Genomic DNA, 16013 nt, shown 5'->3' with positions numbered 1-16013 from the left:
CGAAGGTCGCTCATGAGGGGCATTCGCGTGGATGCCGTCCGAAACGATCATCCCGATCCATCCGCCGCGCCGCGACTGAGTGCCTGCTGCTCGGACCGTCGGCGGAAAGGCTGCGGGCGGAACGTTTCAGGGTGGCTCAACCACGATGCCGCGACGGGAGGGAACTCCATCCGGAGTCGGTGGCGGTCCATGCGCCGCTCTGCGGCATCGGGATCGTCGATGATCGTGTCGATCGCCGTCGTGAGCCAGTTCGTCAGCACCTCGGCGTTGGGCTCGTCGATCTCGGCGATGATGCCCCGCGCGAGAGCAAGGTAGTGCCGGATGCCGCTGCGCTGCCCGAGACCCATGTCCTTGGCTCGCGATGCCCGGTAGCCCTCGAGCGCGTCGACCAGCCGCCGCCGCTCGGACCGGCGGATGAGGTCCACGTTCTGGGTGGCCAGCCGATTCGCAGCGGACGACGCCCGCAGTGCCGCTACTGCCAGCACCGTGGCCACGGCAGCCGAGATGAGCGCGACGACGAGGGCGGTCAGCCCCACTCGACTCTGGCTCTCCAGCAGAGTGACGACGTCGTCGAGCCGGCAGCTGACAGGATCCAGGCGCTCCTCACAGGCTCCCACGGGGCAACCATACTGGCCGGCGCGAGGCGCGCACAGGGCGGTGCCGTGAGCACGTGCGACGGGCGGAGGCCGCCCGCTGAGGGCTTTCGTCTTCAGGCGATCCGCGCTATCGCGACGGGCGCCGCAGCGGGCAGACTGACAGCAGCACCGTTCCCTACTCGCCCAGGAGGCGTGATGAGCACCCGGAAGCCGACACCCGGTCCGCCGCAGCCGAAGAGGCTGCCGCGCCGTCCGGCATCCAGCCTCGCCGAGAAGTGGACGCGCATCGACGACGTCGACGTCTTCTATCGCGAGTCTCCCCGACCGTCTCGAGACCCTCGCGTCATGGCGCACGTGCACGGGTTCGGGCTGTCGGGCCGCTACCTGCTGCCGACGGCCGAGATGCTGGCCGAGGAGTTCCACACCTACGTGCCCGACCTTCCCGGCTTCGGCCACAGCGGAAAGCGGCGGGACATGCTCGACATCCCGGACCTCGCCCGGGCCACGCTCGACTTCCTGGACGATCGCGGCGTGGAGAAGGCGACGCTCGTCGGCAACTCGATGGGATGCCCCGTCATCATCGAGTTCGCGCACCGGTACCCCGAGCGCATCGATCGCGCCGTCCTGGTCTCCCCCGCCGGCGGACTGTTCAATCAGCCGCTGCGGCGCGCGATGACCCAGCTCTCCCAGGACGCGCCGCGGGAGCCGGTCAGGATGGCGCGGGTGGCAGTGCCCGACTACGTGCGGTTCGGCGTGCCGAGCACCGTGCGGATGTTCCGCGCGCTCACGCAGTATCCGTCACTGCAGCGGCTGCTCGAGATGAAGCTGCCGACGCTGGTCGTGCTGGGGCAGCGGGATCCGCTCCTGCCGCACGCGCACCGCGTCGACGAGATCGCCAGCCAGACCGACAGCCATGTGCTCGTGGTGATGCTGGAGGGCGCCGCGCACGCGATCAACTTCAGTCACCCCGGGCAGCTCGCGCACGTCATCCGGCATTTCATGGACGACCTCCCGATCGAGAACGACCCGGCATGGCCGGGTCACGTGCGCCTCTACGAGGTGCACCGCGGCAAGCATCACCCTCCGACGAAGCCGAAGAGCTGATCGGTCCGGGCGAGCCGGCCGAGCGGGGGCTGCTCAAGCGATCGGCGTCGCCTCGAGGTGCTCGCGGACGTGCGAGAGGTAGTGCTCGGCGTTGCGGAGCAGACCGGCGCGCTCCTCGTCGGTCAGTGAGCGTCGCACCTTGCCGGGCACCCCGGCGACGAGCGAGCCGTCAGGGATCTCGGATCCCTCCAGGACCACTGCTCCACCGGCGATGAGGCATCCCGCGCCGATCCTCGCGCCGTTGAGCACCACCGCGCCCATGCCGATGAGCGATCCGTCGCCGATCGTGCACCCGTGGACGACGGCGTTGTGGCCGACCGAGACGTTCTCGCCGATCACGACGGGCTTTCCGGCATCCACGTGCACCGAGACGTTGTCCTGCAGGTTGCTGTTGACGCCCACCGCGATCGTGTCGCCGTCTGCGCGGAGCACGGCGTTGTACCAGACGCTCGCGCCGCGGGCGAGGGTCACTCCCCCGACGATGCGCGCGCCGGCCGCGACGAATGCCGTGGGGTCGAGCTCCGGCGTCCTGCCGGCGGCGGCGAGCACGGAGGCTCCGGGGGCGACGGTCATGGCTGGCCTCTCTTCGCGAGCGCGGTCTCGATGGCGGCGGTGTACCAGGGTGCCAGCGTGTCGGCGAACGTCACGGTGAGATGGTCCTGGTCGCGATAGATGTTCGCGCCGCCGACGACGGGGGCGCACAGCTCGGCGCCGCAGTAGACATCGGTGAAGTCGAGCAGCGTCGCCGCGTCGAGACCCGATGCCGCATCCTTGAGCGGATCGTCGGCGACCAGCACATCGGAGCGGACCCCATCGCATTCGGCGACGTCGCGCGTGCGGAGGCACTTGTTCGGGTCCGTCTCCCAGACGGGGTTGTCGACGACGGTGATCACGGGGATGCCGCGATCCTGCACCGTGCTCCACGCCTCGCGGTAGCCGGCCACGGCGGCGTCGTGCGACGAGTCGTACCCGGCTGACGAATACGGCGTCGTGGCCAGCGCGGCCGTGAACACGGCATCCAGGTCGGCGTCGTCGATCGCGTTCTGCACGCGCTCGCGCCACTCGGTGCACGCGGCGCCGAACGCTCCGGGCGTCGACAGCGGCGTCGTGTTCCAGGGGCACGCGCCCTTGAACCATGTGACGAGCTGCCAGCCGTTCTCGTCGGCCATCCGCTGGAACGTCGTGAGGAGCTGGTACGCGTGGCTGTCGCCGATGAGTGCGATGCGCGGGGCGTCGGGATCGTCCGAGCCGAACGTGCACGACACCGGCCTCGAGTCGGTCAGCTGCACGAAGCACTGCGGGTGCTCCGGGCGGTCGATGCCGGCGAACCCGGGGGCAGGCAGGATCTCGCCGTCGAAGTCGGCGTCGGCGCACGACGCATCGAGGACGGATGCCGCACCGAAGCACTCCGGCGGGTTCTCCTGCAGCGCGGCGATGTCGCGTGTGCCCTGGCTGTACAGCGGTGCGTTGACGAGCCATGCGGTGCCGGCGACGAGGGCGACGACCATCATCGCCGCGAGGGATGTCCACAGTGTCACGCGCGGTGGTCGCGAGGTCAGCACCTTCCAGCGGCGCGCGGGGTCTTCGACGAACCGCTTGGTCAGCCACGCGAGTACGAAGCACAGCGCGAGGAGCGCCACGCGATGGTAGATCGTGAGCCCCCAGAACGGCACCGACGGCGCGATGACGATCAAAGGCCAGTGCCACAGGTACAGCGAGTACGAGATGTCTCCGACGAACTGTGCGGGGCGGATGGCGAGGATCCGGGTCGGGTACCACCAGCGGTCGGTGTTCGACGCGGCGATCACGGCGGCGGCGCCGAGCGTCGGCAGGGCCGCCATGTACCCGGGGAACGGCGTCTGGGCATCGAACGTGAAGGCGACGTACAGCAGGAGCAGGATGCCGCCCCATCCGAGCAGGAAGCTGCCGAGGGCGTTGCGTATCCGCAGCATCGGGACGAGGGCGATGAGTGCGCCGACCCCGAACTGCCACATCCTGCCGAACGTGACGAAGTAGGCCGGGGCCGGGTTCGTGATGGTGAAGATCACGCAGAACACGAACGAGACGACCGTGACGATCCCGAGGGCGCCGATGACGGTCCGGCGCCGTGCGCCGCGGAACCACTTCACGCCGATCCATGCCGCCAGCAGCATGATGAGCGGCCACATCACATAGAACTGCTCTTCGAGCGACAGCGACCAGTAGTGCTGGACCGTGGTCGGCGAGCCCGCGTGGTTGAGGTAGTCCGCCGAGTTCAGCGCGAGGTACCAGTTCTCGACGTAGAACGTCGACGCCAGGATCTCGCGCACCTCGTTCGGCAGGGCCGACGTGGGCATGAGATAGGGCGACATCACCACGACGGCGCAGAACAGCAGGACGAGGAGGGATGCCGGGAGCAGCCGCCGTGCGCGGCGCGCCCAGAACTGGCCCAGTCTGACCGTGCCCGTCGCGGTGAGCTCGCGCATCAGGTGCCCGGTGATGAGGAAGCCCGAGATGACGAAGAAGATGTCGACGCCGATGTAGCCGCCGGTGAGACGGCCGGGCCAGAAGTGGTAGAGCACGACGCCCAGGACCGCGATGGCGCGAAGACCCTGCACGTGCGGGATGAACCGCGACGGCTCGGCGTGTTCGGGCGAGCGATCGCGAGGCTCGCGGGTCACGGTCTTGGCGGGAACGCTCAGATCCTGCGGTCCGAGGTCGTGATCGGCGGAAGGCACGCATCGACGTTAGCCGCTGTCGCATCGCTTCTCCGCACCGACGAACCGCAAAGCGGTTTAGCCCAGCCTTCTCTTGCTTGCGGAATGACCCCTGCTGAGTAGCGTTGCACTCACTGGAGGACGACCGCCGATCTGAGCGATCCTCCGCACGATGGAGGCCGGAGATATGACGAACACCCAGACCACCCCCGCAACCGCAGCGAACCCCGACGTCGCCGCCGCGACGGCGCAGTTCCTCACCCCCGTCGTCCTGGGCCTGCAGGCCCTGGCCGTGAACGGGAAGCAGGCGCACTGGAACGTGCGCGGCGCCAACTTCATCGCGATCCACGAGCTCCTCGACTCAGTGGTCGTGCACGCGCAGGACGGCGCCGACAAGGCCGCGGAGCGCATCGTCGCACTGGGCCTGCCCGTCGACGCGCGTGTCAGCACCGTGGCGCAGAAGACCGCGACGGCCGTTCCCGCCGGATTCACGCAGTGGGACGCGCTGATCCGCAACGTGATCACCGACATGGACACCGTCATCGCGGACGTCCAGGCCGCCATCGACGGACTCGACGAGTTCGACCTGACGAGCCAGGACATCGCGATCAACATCAAGGAGTCGCTCGAGAAGGACCGCTGGTTCCTCTTCGCGCATCTCGCCGAGTGAGCTGACCGCCAGACGAACACCCCCGGAGATCCGGGGGTGTTCGTCGTTTCACGGATGCTGCAGGAAGGCGAGGACCGCGAGCACCCGCCGATGCTCGGTGCCGGACTCCTCCAGCCCGAGCTTCGCGAAGATCGCGCTGATGTTCTTCTCGACCGCGCCCACACCGATGAACAGCCGCTCGGCGATGCTGGCGTTGCTCCGGCCTTCGGCCATGAGCGTGAGGACGTCCCGCTCACGCGGGGTGAGCGTGGCCAGCGGGTCCGGCCGGGCGGAGAGCAGGCCCTCCACGACGAGCGGGTCGAGGACCGTGCCGCGCTCACGGACGCGGCGCACGGCATCCGTGAACTCGTCGAGGGATGTGACGCGGTCCTTCAGCAGGTAGCCGATGCCGCCCTCACCGCCCGCGAGCAGCTCGCGGGCGTACACGCCTTCGACGTACTGGCTCAGCACGAGGATGCCGACGTGGGGCAGCGCTGCGCGCACCGCGAGGGCGGCACGGATGCCCTCGTCGCGGAAGCCCGGCGGCAGGCGCACATCGAGGATCGCGACGTCGGCCTGCGCGTCGCGAACCCGGGCCACGACGTCCTGTGCATCGCCCCACGCGCCGGCGGTCGTATAACCGGCCTCGTCGAACAGCCGGACGAGGCCCTCGCGCAGCAGGAGCGAGTCCTCGAAGAGGACGACGCGGAGCCCGGCGGAGTCGTGCGATTCGGCCATCCCCTCAGGATAGGCAGTGGTCACGATGCGACCGCCAGCGGGATGTGTGCTCCGACGGAGGTGGGCCCGCCGACGGGGCTCGTGATGACCAGGATGCCGCGCAGACCGGCGACGCGCTCGCGCAGCCCCTCGAGGCCGTGCCCGGTCGTGATGACGGCGCCGCCCCGGCCGTTGTCGACGACCCAGACGTCCAGGTGCGTGGGCGGAGCGCCGGCGGTGCTGCGGCGGAGCGCGGCGCGCACCGTCGCTGCGGTGGCGCCCGAGTGCTTGACGGCGTTGGTCATCAGCTCGGCGACGACGAAGTACACCGTCCGGGCGACCTCCTGGCTCACGGCGCGGTCGATCGCGGGATCGATCTCCACCTGCGCCCACAACGGCGAGCCGGCCGCCAGCGCGTCGAGCGCGGCGGCGAGGCCGCGGTCCTGCAGCAGGGGCGGCGCGACCCCGCTCGACAGGGCGCGCAACTCGTCGAGCGCCGCCTTCGCGTGGCCCCGCGCCTCGCGGGCGAGCTCGGCCGCGGCATCCGCGTCTCCGGCCTCGGCTCGACGCTCGAGCGCGGCCAGGTCCATCTGCAGGCGCACGAGGCGCTGCTGAGGTCCGTCGTGGATGTCACGCTCGAGGCGGCGCAGCGCCACATCCTCGGCGTGCACCGCGGCACCGCGTGCTGCCGCCTCGGCACGGACCTCCGCGGCCAGCTCATCGGAGTGCCAACGCCCCAGCATGCCCCTCGCGACGGCGTGATGACCGCGGGCCAGTCCGCCCAGCACCCACGGCATGGTGGCCGTGAAGAGGATGCCGGCGACCAGGTACAGCGTGACCTCCACGGACCAGCTCGACCAGCCGCCGAACAGCCACGGCAGGTAGTCGCCGACGAAACGGCCCCACTCGCCGTCGCGCCCGTCGCTGCCCCCCCGCGGCAGGAACGATCCCCAGAACCAGTAGGTCAGTCCGCCGAGCCCGACGCTCAGCCACACCGTCGTCAGTGCGAACGAAATCGTGCTGATGAGGGGGCTCACGATCATGCCGTGCACCAGGTAGAGCCAGTAGTGCGCGTTGCGGATGGGTCGCGTGAGCGTCATCCAGAAGCCGGTGCTGTCGGACCTGTCGCGGTTCCACTCCGGCTCCTCGATCTCGGGGAGACCGGTGAGCAGCAGCAGGAACCGGTCGGCCACACCGAACCCTCTCGCGATGAGCAGGGTGAGCACCCCCAGCGGCAGCCCGATGAGGATGACCAGCAGACCGACGCTCGTCCAGAACAGCGGGGCGAGCACGCTGATCGAGATGATCGCGAGGACGAAGACCGCCAGGAGGTAGAGGGCGCTGCCCGGCGTGCGGATCCAGGCCCGCCCGTACGAGGCCCAGAACCCGGTGGCGGGTCTGGACGCGTCCGGCTGCAGCGGGGCCGGCTCAGTGGTCGTGACGGTCATCGGTGTCTCCCTCGGGACGCTTCAGATCGGGCTGCTGGCCCGGTTCGACGACCAGGAACTGTCCCATCATGCCCTGGTCCTCGTGCCACAGGAGGTGGCAGTGATACATGTACGGAGTGGTGGGATCGGCGTAGTCGTCGAACCTCACCAGCAGTCGGTACTCGCGGTCGCGCTCGAGCGCGATCGTGTCTTTGTAGCCGGCCAGCCGAGCCGGCGGCGGGGCGCCGTCGACGCTGAGGATCCGGAACTGCGTGTCGTGCACGTGGAACGAATGCGGCAGCGGATTCGCGTTGCGCACCGTCCACACCTCGCTGGTGTCGACGGTGGCGACGACGTCGACGCGGCCGAGGTCCATCTGCCGGTCGTTGATGTTGTGGCCCGACATCACGAAGTCGCGCTCGGCTGCGGCGCCGCTCGCATCTGCCGCCGGCACGTCCGCGAGCCGTGACGGCACCTCCGGTGAGGTCGCCAGGGGTGCCGCGGCCCGCAGCTCCATGACGTCGAAGGCGGCCGAGCCCGCGTTGAGCGCCGGGTCGGGCGCCAGCGAGCGAAGCACCGTGCGCTCCCCCGGCTTGACGGAGACGACGATCTCGGCGCGCTCTCCGGGCGACAGCGGGATGTCGGTGGCCATGACCGGCGCCTCGAGCAGCCCGCCGTCGGTGCCGACGAGGGCGAACTCGCGGCCATCGGCGAACGCGAAGTCGTACATGCGCGCGCTCGAGCCGTTCAGGAGGCGCAGGCGCACCCGCTCCGTGCTGACATCGAGGTAGGGCGCCACCGTGCCGTTGACCAGGATCGTGTCGCCCAGCACTCCATCGAACTGCATGCCGAGGCCGCCGGCGAACGACCCGTCGGAGTTGAAGGAGCGGTCCTGCACGATGACCGGGAGGTCGTCGACCCCGTACTCGCGCGGCAAGGCCAGAGCCGACTCCTCGTCGTCCTGCACCAGGAACATGCCCGCGAGCCCCGCGTCGACCTGTTCGCGCGTGCGGCCGTGCAGGTGGGGGTGGTACCAGAGGGTCGAGGCCGGCTGGTCGATCGTCCACTCGGGCTGCCATGTGCCGCCCGCGGCGATCGGCGAGGAAGGACCGCCGTCCATGGCGGCAGGCAGGTGCATGCCGTGCCAGTGCACGGTCGTGGGATCCGCGAGGCCGTTGGTCACGTCGACGCGCACCTGCTCACCGCGCTCGGCGACGAGCGTGGGGCCGAGGTAGGTGCCGTCGTACCCGAGGGTCGGCGTGTCGCCCTGTGCGACGAACGACGTCCGCCCCTCCTGGGCGGTCAGTTCGAAGATGCGGACCCCGTTCTCGACGCGCGACGGCGCCAGGGGCGGGACGGCGAGCGGCGCGTGGAAATCGATCGTCCCTGCGGCCGGCGGCGCCTTGCGCACCGCGTTGGTCGCGAACCAGATGCCGCCGGCCGCGACGAGCAGGGCGAGCACGGCGAGCGGGATCGCGACGAGGACGATGATGAGCCGGCGGCGGCGCCGGCGTGGTGCGGCGGGCGGAGGCACCATGGTGGGCGGCCCGATGGTGGGCGGGGACGGCGGCTGCGGAGCTCGCTGCGCGGACGGGGGGAAGGTCATGCCTCCAGCCTCGCCACGACGCCGTCGCCGCGGCATCCGACCCCCTCCCGAACCGGTACGGGGGAAGACCCCCGCACCGCGGGGAGGGCTTTACGCCAGGTGGGTCAGGCGCCCGCCCACGAGCGTCGCGCCGACGCGCATGCGGCGGAGCTCCGTCTCGTCGGCGGTGAGCGGATCGCGCTCGCAGATCGCGAGGTCCGCGACGTCGCCCGGCTCGATGCGGGCCGGCGTCGCCGACCCGCCGCGGGTCGATGCCGAGAGCGCGGTCGCGGCGTCTACTCGCTGATCGGGCTGCCAAGGGTCGCGCCCGCCGCGCGTGCGGAACACCGCCGCCGCCATCGTCGCCCACGGGTCGAGCGGTGCCACCGGCGCGTCCGACCCGAACAGCAGGTTCGCCCCGGTGTCGGCGAGAGCGCGCAGCGGATAGGGCTGCGCGGTCTGGCCGGCCCAGACCCTGTCGGTGAGGTCGCGATCGTCCAGCGCGTGCTCGGGCTGCACGCTCGCTCCCACGCCCAGACGCGCGAAGCGCGGGATGTCGGCGTGCGCGACGAGCTGCGCGTGCTCGATGGTGCCCCATGCGCCGGTCGCGGCGAACGCGTCGAGCGCGTGAGAGTTCGCGACGTCGCCGATCGCGTGGATGGCGGACGCGATCCCGGCCGCCGTCGCCCGTGTCATCAGATCGACCAGCGTGGCGAGGTCGACCGTCAGCATCCCGTGGTTGTGGGGATCACCCGGATACGGCTGGGACGTGGCTGCCGTGCGGGTACCCAGCGAGCCGTCCGTGATGACCTTGAGGGGGCCGACACGGACCAGGTCGGATGCCGCGCCTCGGGCGACATCGCCGGTCTGCAGTCCCTCCGACACGGCGCGGTCGAGGTACTCGGGGTAGATCCCGAACACGACCCGGAGCGCGTCGAAACCGTCTGCGAGGCGGCGCACCCAGGCGTCCTCGTTCCACGCCATGTCGAGATCGACGAGCCCCACCACACCGCGGACCGCGGCATCCTGCGACATGCGTCCGACGAGCGGGTCCGACACCGACGCGTCGACGGCGTTGAGCCGCCGCGAGATCTCGAACGCCGGCTCCTCGCGGAGCACGCCGATGCCGTCCGGCGCGAAGCCCTCGCGATGGAGTGCCGCGCTGTTGAGCCAGACGCTGTGGACGTCCGCGTTGATGAGGTACGTCGGCACCTCGCCTGTCGCGGCATCGAGGACGGCGAGGTCCGGTACGTCGGCCCAGAACGCATCGCGATATCCGCCGCCGACCCGGCGGCCATCGGCCGTCGGTTCTGCCGCCGACATGAGCGCGGCCGCGTGCGCGGCAGACTCGGCCTGGCCGAGAGCGACCCGCTGCGCGCTGAGCGCCCACTGCACGGTGTGAACGTGGTGGTCCCAGAGTCCCGGGATGACGTGACCGCCGGCGGCGTCCAGCACGCGACCGCTGCGCGGGAGCGCCCCGGCGGGTGCGATGTCGACGACGACTCCCTCGGCCAGGTGGACGTCGACCGGCTCGGATCCGAACGGGTCGGTGCGCGGGGATCCCGTCAGCCGCGCGTTCGCGATCACGTCGGGGGCGTCACCGCGGGCGAGCGTCACCGAGCCGCCTTCCGGGTCTCCAGGTCCCGCCGCATCTCTGCCGGCAGTCGCGGATCGGCGTAGGGGCTCGCACCCGCCTCGAGCTCGAGGATCACCGTCTCTACGACCTCGTCGGGCTTGTTCTGGCTGAGCTTGCGCTTGCCGACGACCCGGGTCGGTGTGAGGCGGAATCCGGCCGTCCCCTTCTCGAGTCGACGCACGAACTCCGGGTCGTTGGGCGGTTCCCACATCATGCGCGGCTGCGGCATGCCGCTCTCGAAGCGGGTCACGAGGCGCTCGAGCACCTCGAGGTTCTCCTCAGGCGTGAGCAGCTCCGGGATGCCCGTGAGATGCGCCGAGATGAAGTTCCAGGTGGGCACGCTCTGCACGTCGCCGTACCAGCCGGGTGAGACGTACCCGTGAGGCCCCTGCACGACGACGAGCAGCTCGCGCTCGCCCAGCTGATGGATGAGGTCGTCGGGCTTGCCGACGTGGCCCACGATCGTGAGGTCGTCACGCTCGGCATCGAGGAGCACCGCGTAGTGGGAGGCGACGAGCCCGGCATCCGTGGAGCTGACCAGCGTCACCCACGGATTCTGTTCGATGAGGCGGCGGATCTCGCCGACATCGGACAGGACGAAGCTCGGGTTCTGGCGCATGGATCCCAGCCTATTCGCGCCGCCCGGCCCTGAGCCGCGGCGTCACGCCTGACAGGAGGGGCACCAGTAGAGCTTGCGGGTGGCGGCCTCCTCGACCAGGATCGCCGTGCCGCACACACGGCACGGCAGCCCCGCCCGGTGATAGACCCAGTGCCGGTCGTCGCGGCTCGCCATCGCCCTGCGGTAGGCATCGGGGTCGAGGTCGTCCATCGTCATCATCTGGCCGGTCTCGACGCCGATCGCGAGGAGCCGCACCCAATCGCGCCAGATGCCGCGCACGACCTCCTCGGGCACATCCCGTCCCGCCGTGTGCGGGTTCTGGCGTGCCCGGAACAGCAGCTCGGCGCGATACACGTTGCCGATGCCACTGACGACGCTCTGGTCCATCAGCAGCAGGCCGATGGACGTCGGCTTGCGACGCACGACCGAGACGAACCGCTCCTCGCCCTCCGCGACGTCGTCGACGAGAGGGTCGGGGCCGAGCTTCGCGATCGTCGCGGCCACCTCGTCGGCGCTCTGCAGCTCGCAGGCGGTCGGGCCGCGCAGATCGGCGCACGTCAGATCGGTCAGCAGCCTCAAGCGCACCTGCCCGACCACCGGGGGCGGCCACTCGTCCCCGTCGTCCGAGAGACCGGTGGTCTGCTCCGACATGCGCACGTGAACCCGGGATCGCCGCGGTGCGCCGATCGAAGTGAGCGAGTTCTCCCCCGCGCTGTCGAGGATCGTCTCGCCCAGCTCGGTGCCGCGCTGGTTGGTCTGCCCCATGCGGCCGTTCGCCGAGGCGATCGTGGGGTCGACGAGGATCTCACCCGCGAAGTCCCAGGCCCCGTACATGCCCAGGTGCACCCGCAGCCACAGATCGTCGTCGAACTCGAGGAACATCTGCTTGCCGACGGCGCGCACCATCGTGGCGGTGCGGCCGCTGATGACGGCGGCGCCTTCGACGAAGCGGCCCTGAGGACTCGAGGCCACGACGGCGCGGCCGACGATGTTGCGGTCGAACTGGCGGGCGATGCGATGGACGGAATGGCCCTCGGGCATCGGGTCAGCCGGCTTCGGGGTCGAACGAACTGTCGTCGGCGGCCAGGACGTCGGGCTGCTGGGCGGCGCGCGGGTCGGGCTGGAGCGTGCCGTCCTGCTCGTACGCTGCCAGCTGCGCGATGCGTCGCGCGTGCCGCTCCTCGCCCGAGAACGGGGTCGCGATGAAGTGGTCGATGAACGTCGTCGCCTCTTCGAAGGTGTGCTGGCGTGCGCCGATCGCGATGACGTTCGCATCGTTGTGCTCACGCGCGAGCTCAGCGGTGGCGATGCTCCACGCCAACGCTGCACGGACGCCGACGACCTTGTTCGCGGCGATCTGCTCACCGTTGCCGGACCCGCCGAACACGATGCCGAGCGTCTCGATGCCCGCGGCCTGGTCGCGCACGACGGCCTCGGCGGCACGGATGCAGAAGGCAGGGTAGTCGTCGAGCGGGTCGTACTCGAGGGGGCCGTGGTCGACGATTTCGTGACCGGCCGCCGCGAGATGGTGCTGCAGCTGCGTCGAGAACTCGAGGCCGGCGTGGTCGGTCGCGATGTGGATGCGCATGGCTCAATCCTAGGCAGGCAGATGGGGACGGAGACGGATGCCGGCACGTCGGTGCCGGGCGGTGCTGCGAAGCCTCCCGGGGCTCAGGGCGCGACGCCCGCGGCAGCCGGTTTGAAGCCCGCCCGCACGTTCTCGCAGCAGGCCGGGCGGCACACGTCGAACCACGGCCCGAGGTCGGTCGCATGCGGGCGGTCAGCGGCGGGCGTGCCGCTGAGCCGCTCCTGGACGAGGTCGACCAGCCCTGCGACGAACACCGGGTCGACACCCGGGGTCGGCGTGCGCACGGAACGGATCCCGACCTCGGCTGCGGCATCCATCGCCTCGGTGTCGAGGTCCCAGAGGACCTCCATGTGGTCGCTCATGAAGCCGAGCGGCACGATCGCGACGGCCTGCACGCCGGCTGCCGGAAGCTCCGCGATCACGTCGTTGACGTCGGGCTCGAGCCACGGCTGGCTCGGCGGGCCCGAACGCGACTGGTACACGAGGTCCCACCCGATGCCTTCGGCGCCCGCGATCTCCGCCGCGACCGCCGCCATGACCACCTCGGCGACCGCGAGATGCTGCGCCGCGTAGGCTCCGCCCTCACCGAGGTCCCGGTGATGCTCGTCGCCGTCGCGCGGGCCCGACCGCTCGGCATCCGCCGTCGGAATGCTGTGGGTCGAGAACAGGACGCGCACGGCCTCCGGGGCGATGCCGTCGGCCAGGAATCCGCCCACCGCATCGCGCACGCCGTCGACGAAAGGCTGCACGAAGCCGGGGTGGTCGAAGAACTGGCGCACCTTGTCGATCGTGACCGTCCCCTCCAGCCCGGTCTCGGTCAGCACGCGTGCGAAGTCCTCGCGGTACTGCCGGCAGCTCGAGAACGAGGAGTAGGCGCTGGTGGCGAGACCCAGGAGCCTGGTGTCGCCGGCGGCCGCGGCATCCGTCACCGCCTCATCGAGGTAGGGCGCCCAGTTGCGGTTGCCCCAGTACACGGGCAGGTCGATGCCTCGGGCGGCGAGCTCCGCCTCCAGCGCGGCCTTCAGCGCACGGTTCTGCGCATTGATCGGACTCACGCCGCCGAAGTGCCGGTAGTGGTGGGCGACCTCTTCCAGGCGCTCGTCGGGGATGCCGCGCCCGCGCGTGACATTGCGGAGGAACGGGATGACGTCGTCCTGGCCCTCCGGACCCCCGAAGCCGGCGAGCAGGAGGCCGTCATAGGCGACGGGCTGCTCCACGTAAGGAGCCCCGGAGGCGGCGGCGGGCGATGCGAACGGGACGACGTGCTGCTCGGGAGAGGTCACCCCTCCATCCTGACACCGCTCACTCCAGCACCTCCGCGATATGATGACTTCATCATGCCGCTAACACAGAGTGAGCGTCCGCTCTACGAGGTCAAGGCCGGGCTGTTCAAGGGACTCTCGCACCCGCTCCGGATCCGCATCCTCGAACTGCTCGCCGCCGCGGACGAGGTGAGCGTCGCAGAGCTGCAGACGGAGACCGGTCTCGAGGCATCCCACCTGTCGCAGCATCTCGCGGTGCTGCGACGGCACCGGCTGGTGGCGTCCGAGCGGCGCGCGAGTCACGTCTTCTACCGGCTGGCCGACCCACGCGTCGCAGAGCTGCTCGCCGTCGCGCGTGCGCTGCTGATCGGGATGCTCGCGGGAGACAGGGACCTGCTCGCCGGCGCAGGCTCCCTTCCCGCCCTGCCCTCGCGATGAGTGCCAGCGATGGCGCAGCGCGAGCACCTCGTGCAACTCGTCTGCTGCGGTCGATGCGAGAGCTGCTGCCCTCGCTCGGCGACTACCGTCTGCTCCGACGCACCTGGCGAGGCGACCTCCTCGCCGGCGTGACGGTCGGCATCGTGGCTCTCCCGCTCGCCCTCGGCTTCGGCGTCAGCTCCGGACTCAGCGCCGAAGCCGGGCTGGTCACCGCGATCGTGGCCGGTCTGCTGGCAGCGGTGTTCGGAGGGTCGAACGTGCAGGTGTCGGGGCCGACCGGAGCGATGGTCGTGGTGCTGCTGCCGATCGTCGCCTCTCAGGGCGCCGGGGCCGTCGCAGCCCTCAGCGTGATGGCCGGAATCGTGGTGCTCGTTGCCGGAGCACTGCGACTGGGACGCGCCGTGTCGTTCGTCCCCTGGCCCGTCATCGAGGGCTTCACGCTCGGTATCGCCGTCATCATCTTCCTGCAGCAGATCCCCCTCATCGTGTCGCCGACCACGCCGGGCGCCGCCGAACACAGCGCGAACGCCGTCGTGGCCGCCGTCCAGGCGATCGCGAACGCCGACTGGGATTACGTGCCGTGGGCGGCCGCCGCCGCCGCGATCGTGGCGGCATGCATGCTGCTCGCGCCGCGCATCCACGCCGCGCTGCCCGGATCGCTGATCGGCATCGTCGTCGTCACCGTGCTCGCGGCCGTGCTGGTCACGCCGCTGGCGACGATCGGCGCGCTGCCGTCTTCACTGCCTCTGCCGGTTCTTCCCGCGCTCGATCCGGCCACGCTCGGCGAGCTCGCCGCCCCGGCGCTCACCGTGGCGGCACTCGCCGCCCTCGAGTCACTGCTCTCGGCACGGGTCGCCGCGTCGTTGGCCGACACCGGGCCGTACGACCCCGATCGGGAGCTCGTCGGACAGGGCATCGCGTCGATCGGATCCGGGCTGCTCGGCGGGATGCCGGCGACGGGGGCCATCGCGCGCACCGCCGTCAATGTGCGCTCCGGCGGACGCACCCGGCTCGCATCCATGGTGCACGCGCTGGTGCTCGTCGCCGTCGTGATGGTCGCAGCGGGGCCGGTCGGCGCCATCCCGCTCGCGGGCCTCGCCGGGGTGCTCATGGTCACGGCGGTGCGGATGGTTCACGCGCGGACGGGGCGCTCGATCCTGCGTTCGACGCGGTCCGACGCCGCCGCGTTCGTCGTCACTGCAGTGATCACGGTGTCGTTCGACCTCATCGTCGCGGTCGTGATCGGCGTCGTCGTCGCCGGCGTCTTCGCTCTGCGCAGCTTCTCGCGCGCGACCGGGGTCCACCGCGAAGCGCTCACCGGCCGGCCCGAGCCGGGCGACGAGCGGATCGCCATCGTGCGGATCGACGGCCCGCTGTTCTTCACCGCGGCCGACCGGGTGTTCGACACGGTGATGCGCATCACGGCGGTGTCGGTCGTGATCCTGCGGATGTCGCAGATCGAGCTGGTCGACGCGTCCGGCGCGCGCATCCTCAGCGAGATCGTGCAATCGCTCGAGCGGCGCGGAGTGACGGTGCTCATCAAGGGCGTTCAGCCCGGGCACGAGGAGCTGTTCCGAACCGTCGGAGTGCTCGACTCCCTCCGGCATCACCAGCACCTGTTCGACACCCTCCCCGCCGCCGTCGAGCACGCGCGGAGCCACGTCCGTCGAGAATCGCAGGGACTCACCGCGTAGGC

Annotated in this window: 15 protein-coding genes; 4 read left to right on the top strand and 11 right to left on the bottom strand. The window is 70.7% G+C overall.

The window, feature by feature from the left end; genetic code table 11:
- Positions 1–47: 47 nt before the first annotated feature.
- Positions 48–617 (bottom strand): hypothetical protein, encoded by a 570-nt coding sequence (locus tag ACI3KY_RS13040; protein ID WP_404930597.1) that lies wholly within the window; start codon positions 615–617, stop codon positions 48–50.
- A 174-nt stretch (positions 618–791) separates the two neighbouring features.
- On the opposite strand from ACI3KY_RS13040, the gene ACI3KY_RS13035 reads away from it, so the two are divergent.
- The gene (locus ACI3KY_RS13035) at positions 792–1700 is read left to right on the top strand and encodes an alpha/beta fold hydrolase (RefSeq protein WP_404930596.1); all 909 of its coding nucleotides are present in this window, start codon (positions 792–794) and stop codon (positions 1698–1700) included.
- 33 nt (positions 1701–1733) lie between these two features.
- On the opposite strand, the gene ACI3KY_RS13030 is transcribed toward ACI3KY_RS13035, so the two are convergent.
- Positions 1734–2273, bottom strand: a complete 540-nt coding sequence (locus ACI3KY_RS13030; protein ID WP_404930595.1) for a gamma carbonic anhydrase family protein — start codon at positions 2271–2273, stop codon at positions 1734–1736.
- Complete coding sequence (locus ACI3KY_RS13025; protein WP_404930594.1) at positions 2270–4417, bottom strand: acyltransferase family protein; 2148 nt, start codon at positions 4415–4417, stop codon at positions 2270–2272. The genes ACI3KY_RS13030 and ACI3KY_RS13025 overlap by 4 nt, the downstream gene beginning before the upstream one ends.
- 166 nt (positions 4418–4583) lie before the next feature.
- On the opposite strand from ACI3KY_RS13025, the gene ACI3KY_RS13020 reads away from it, so the two are divergent.
- Entirely contained in the window at positions 4584–5066 is a 483-nt protein-coding gene (locus ACI3KY_RS13020) for a Dps family protein (RefSeq protein WP_404930593.1), read from the top strand.
- A gap of 48 nt (positions 5067–5114) precedes the next feature.
- Here the strand turns inward: ACI3KY_RS13020 and ACI3KY_RS13015 are convergent, their stop codons facing one another.
- The 8 genes from ACI3KY_RS13015 to ACI3KY_RS12980 all read right to left on the bottom strand — a co-directional run bounded on the left by ACI3KY_RS13015 (position 5115) and on the right by ACI3KY_RS12980 (position 13900).
- Positions 5115–5783, bottom strand: coding sequence for a response regulator transcription factor (locus tag ACI3KY_RS13015; protein WP_404930592.1), 669 nt, complete (start codon positions 5781–5783; stop codon positions 5115–5117).
- A gap of 20 nt (positions 5784–5803) precedes the next feature.
- The gene (locus ACI3KY_RS13010) at positions 5804–7210 is read right to left on the bottom strand and encodes a sensor histidine kinase (protein ID WP_404930591.1); all 1407 of its coding nucleotides are present in this window, start codon (positions 7208–7210) and stop codon (positions 5804–5806) included.
- The gene (locus tag ACI3KY_RS13005; protein WP_404930590.1) at positions 7191–8795 is read right to left on the bottom strand and encodes a multicopper oxidase family protein; all 1605 of its coding nucleotides are present in this window, start codon (positions 8793–8795) and stop codon (positions 7191–7193) included. Before ACI3KY_RS13005 ends, ACI3KY_RS13010 begins: the two co-directional genes overlap by 20 nt.
- A 90-nt stretch (positions 8796–8885) precedes the next feature.
- On the bottom strand, positions 8886–10391 hold the full coding sequence (locus ACI3KY_RS13000) for an amidohydrolase family protein (RefSeq protein WP_404930589.1): 1506 nt from the start codon (positions 10389–10391) through the stop codon (positions 8886–8888).
- Positions 10388–11029 carry an FMN-binding negative transcriptional regulator gene (locus tag ACI3KY_RS12995; RefSeq protein ID WP_404930588.1) on the bottom strand — a complete coding sequence of 214 codons (642 nt, stop codon included), beginning with the start codon at positions 11027–11029 and terminating at the stop codon, positions 10388–10390. The genes ACI3KY_RS13000 and ACI3KY_RS12995 overlap by 4 nt, the downstream gene beginning before the upstream one ends.
- Before the next feature lie 42 nt (positions 11030–11071).
- Positions 11072–12070 (bottom strand): Fpg/Nei family DNA glycosylase, encoded by a 999-nt coding sequence (locus ACI3KY_RS12990; RefSeq protein ID WP_404930587.1) that lies wholly within the window; start codon positions 12068–12070, stop codon positions 11072–11074.
- Between the two features lie 4 nt (positions 12071–12074).
- Positions 12075–12617, bottom strand: coding sequence for a ribose-5-phosphate isomerase (locus tag ACI3KY_RS12985; RefSeq protein WP_404930586.1), 543 nt, complete (start codon positions 12615–12617; stop codon positions 12075–12077).
- Positions 12618–12700: 83 nt separating this feature from the next.
- The gene (locus ACI3KY_RS12980; RefSeq protein ID WP_404930585.1) at positions 12701–13900 is read right to left on the bottom strand and encodes a ferrochelatase; all 1200 of its coding nucleotides are present in this window, start codon (positions 13898–13900) and stop codon (positions 12701–12703) included.
- 54 nt (positions 13901–13954) lie between these two features.
- On the opposite strand from ACI3KY_RS12980, the gene ACI3KY_RS12975 reads away from it, so the two are divergent.
- Together ACI3KY_RS12975 and ACI3KY_RS12970 are read left to right on the top strand one after the other, a co-directional pair.
- On the top strand, positions 13955–14317 hold the full coding sequence (locus ACI3KY_RS12975) for an ArsR/SmtB family transcription factor (RefSeq protein WP_404930584.1): 363 nt from the start codon (positions 13955–13957) through the stop codon (positions 14315–14317).
- A 53-nt stretch (positions 14318–14370) separates the two neighbouring features.
- The gene (locus tag ACI3KY_RS12970; protein ID WP_404930583.1) at positions 14371–16011 is read left to right on the top strand and encodes a SulP family inorganic anion transporter; all 1641 of its coding nucleotides are present in this window, start codon (positions 14371–14373) and stop codon (positions 16009–16011) included.
- Positions 16012–16013: the final 2 nt, after the last annotated feature.

The organism is Microbacterium sp. ZW T2_14, from assembly GCF_044987405.1.
Classification (GTDB): Bacteria; Actinomycetota; Actinomycetes; order Actinomycetales; family Microbacteriaceae; genus Microbacterium.
Note: the sequence above shows the minus strand (reverse complement) of the source record. Positions and strands in the feature narration are given on the sequence as shown.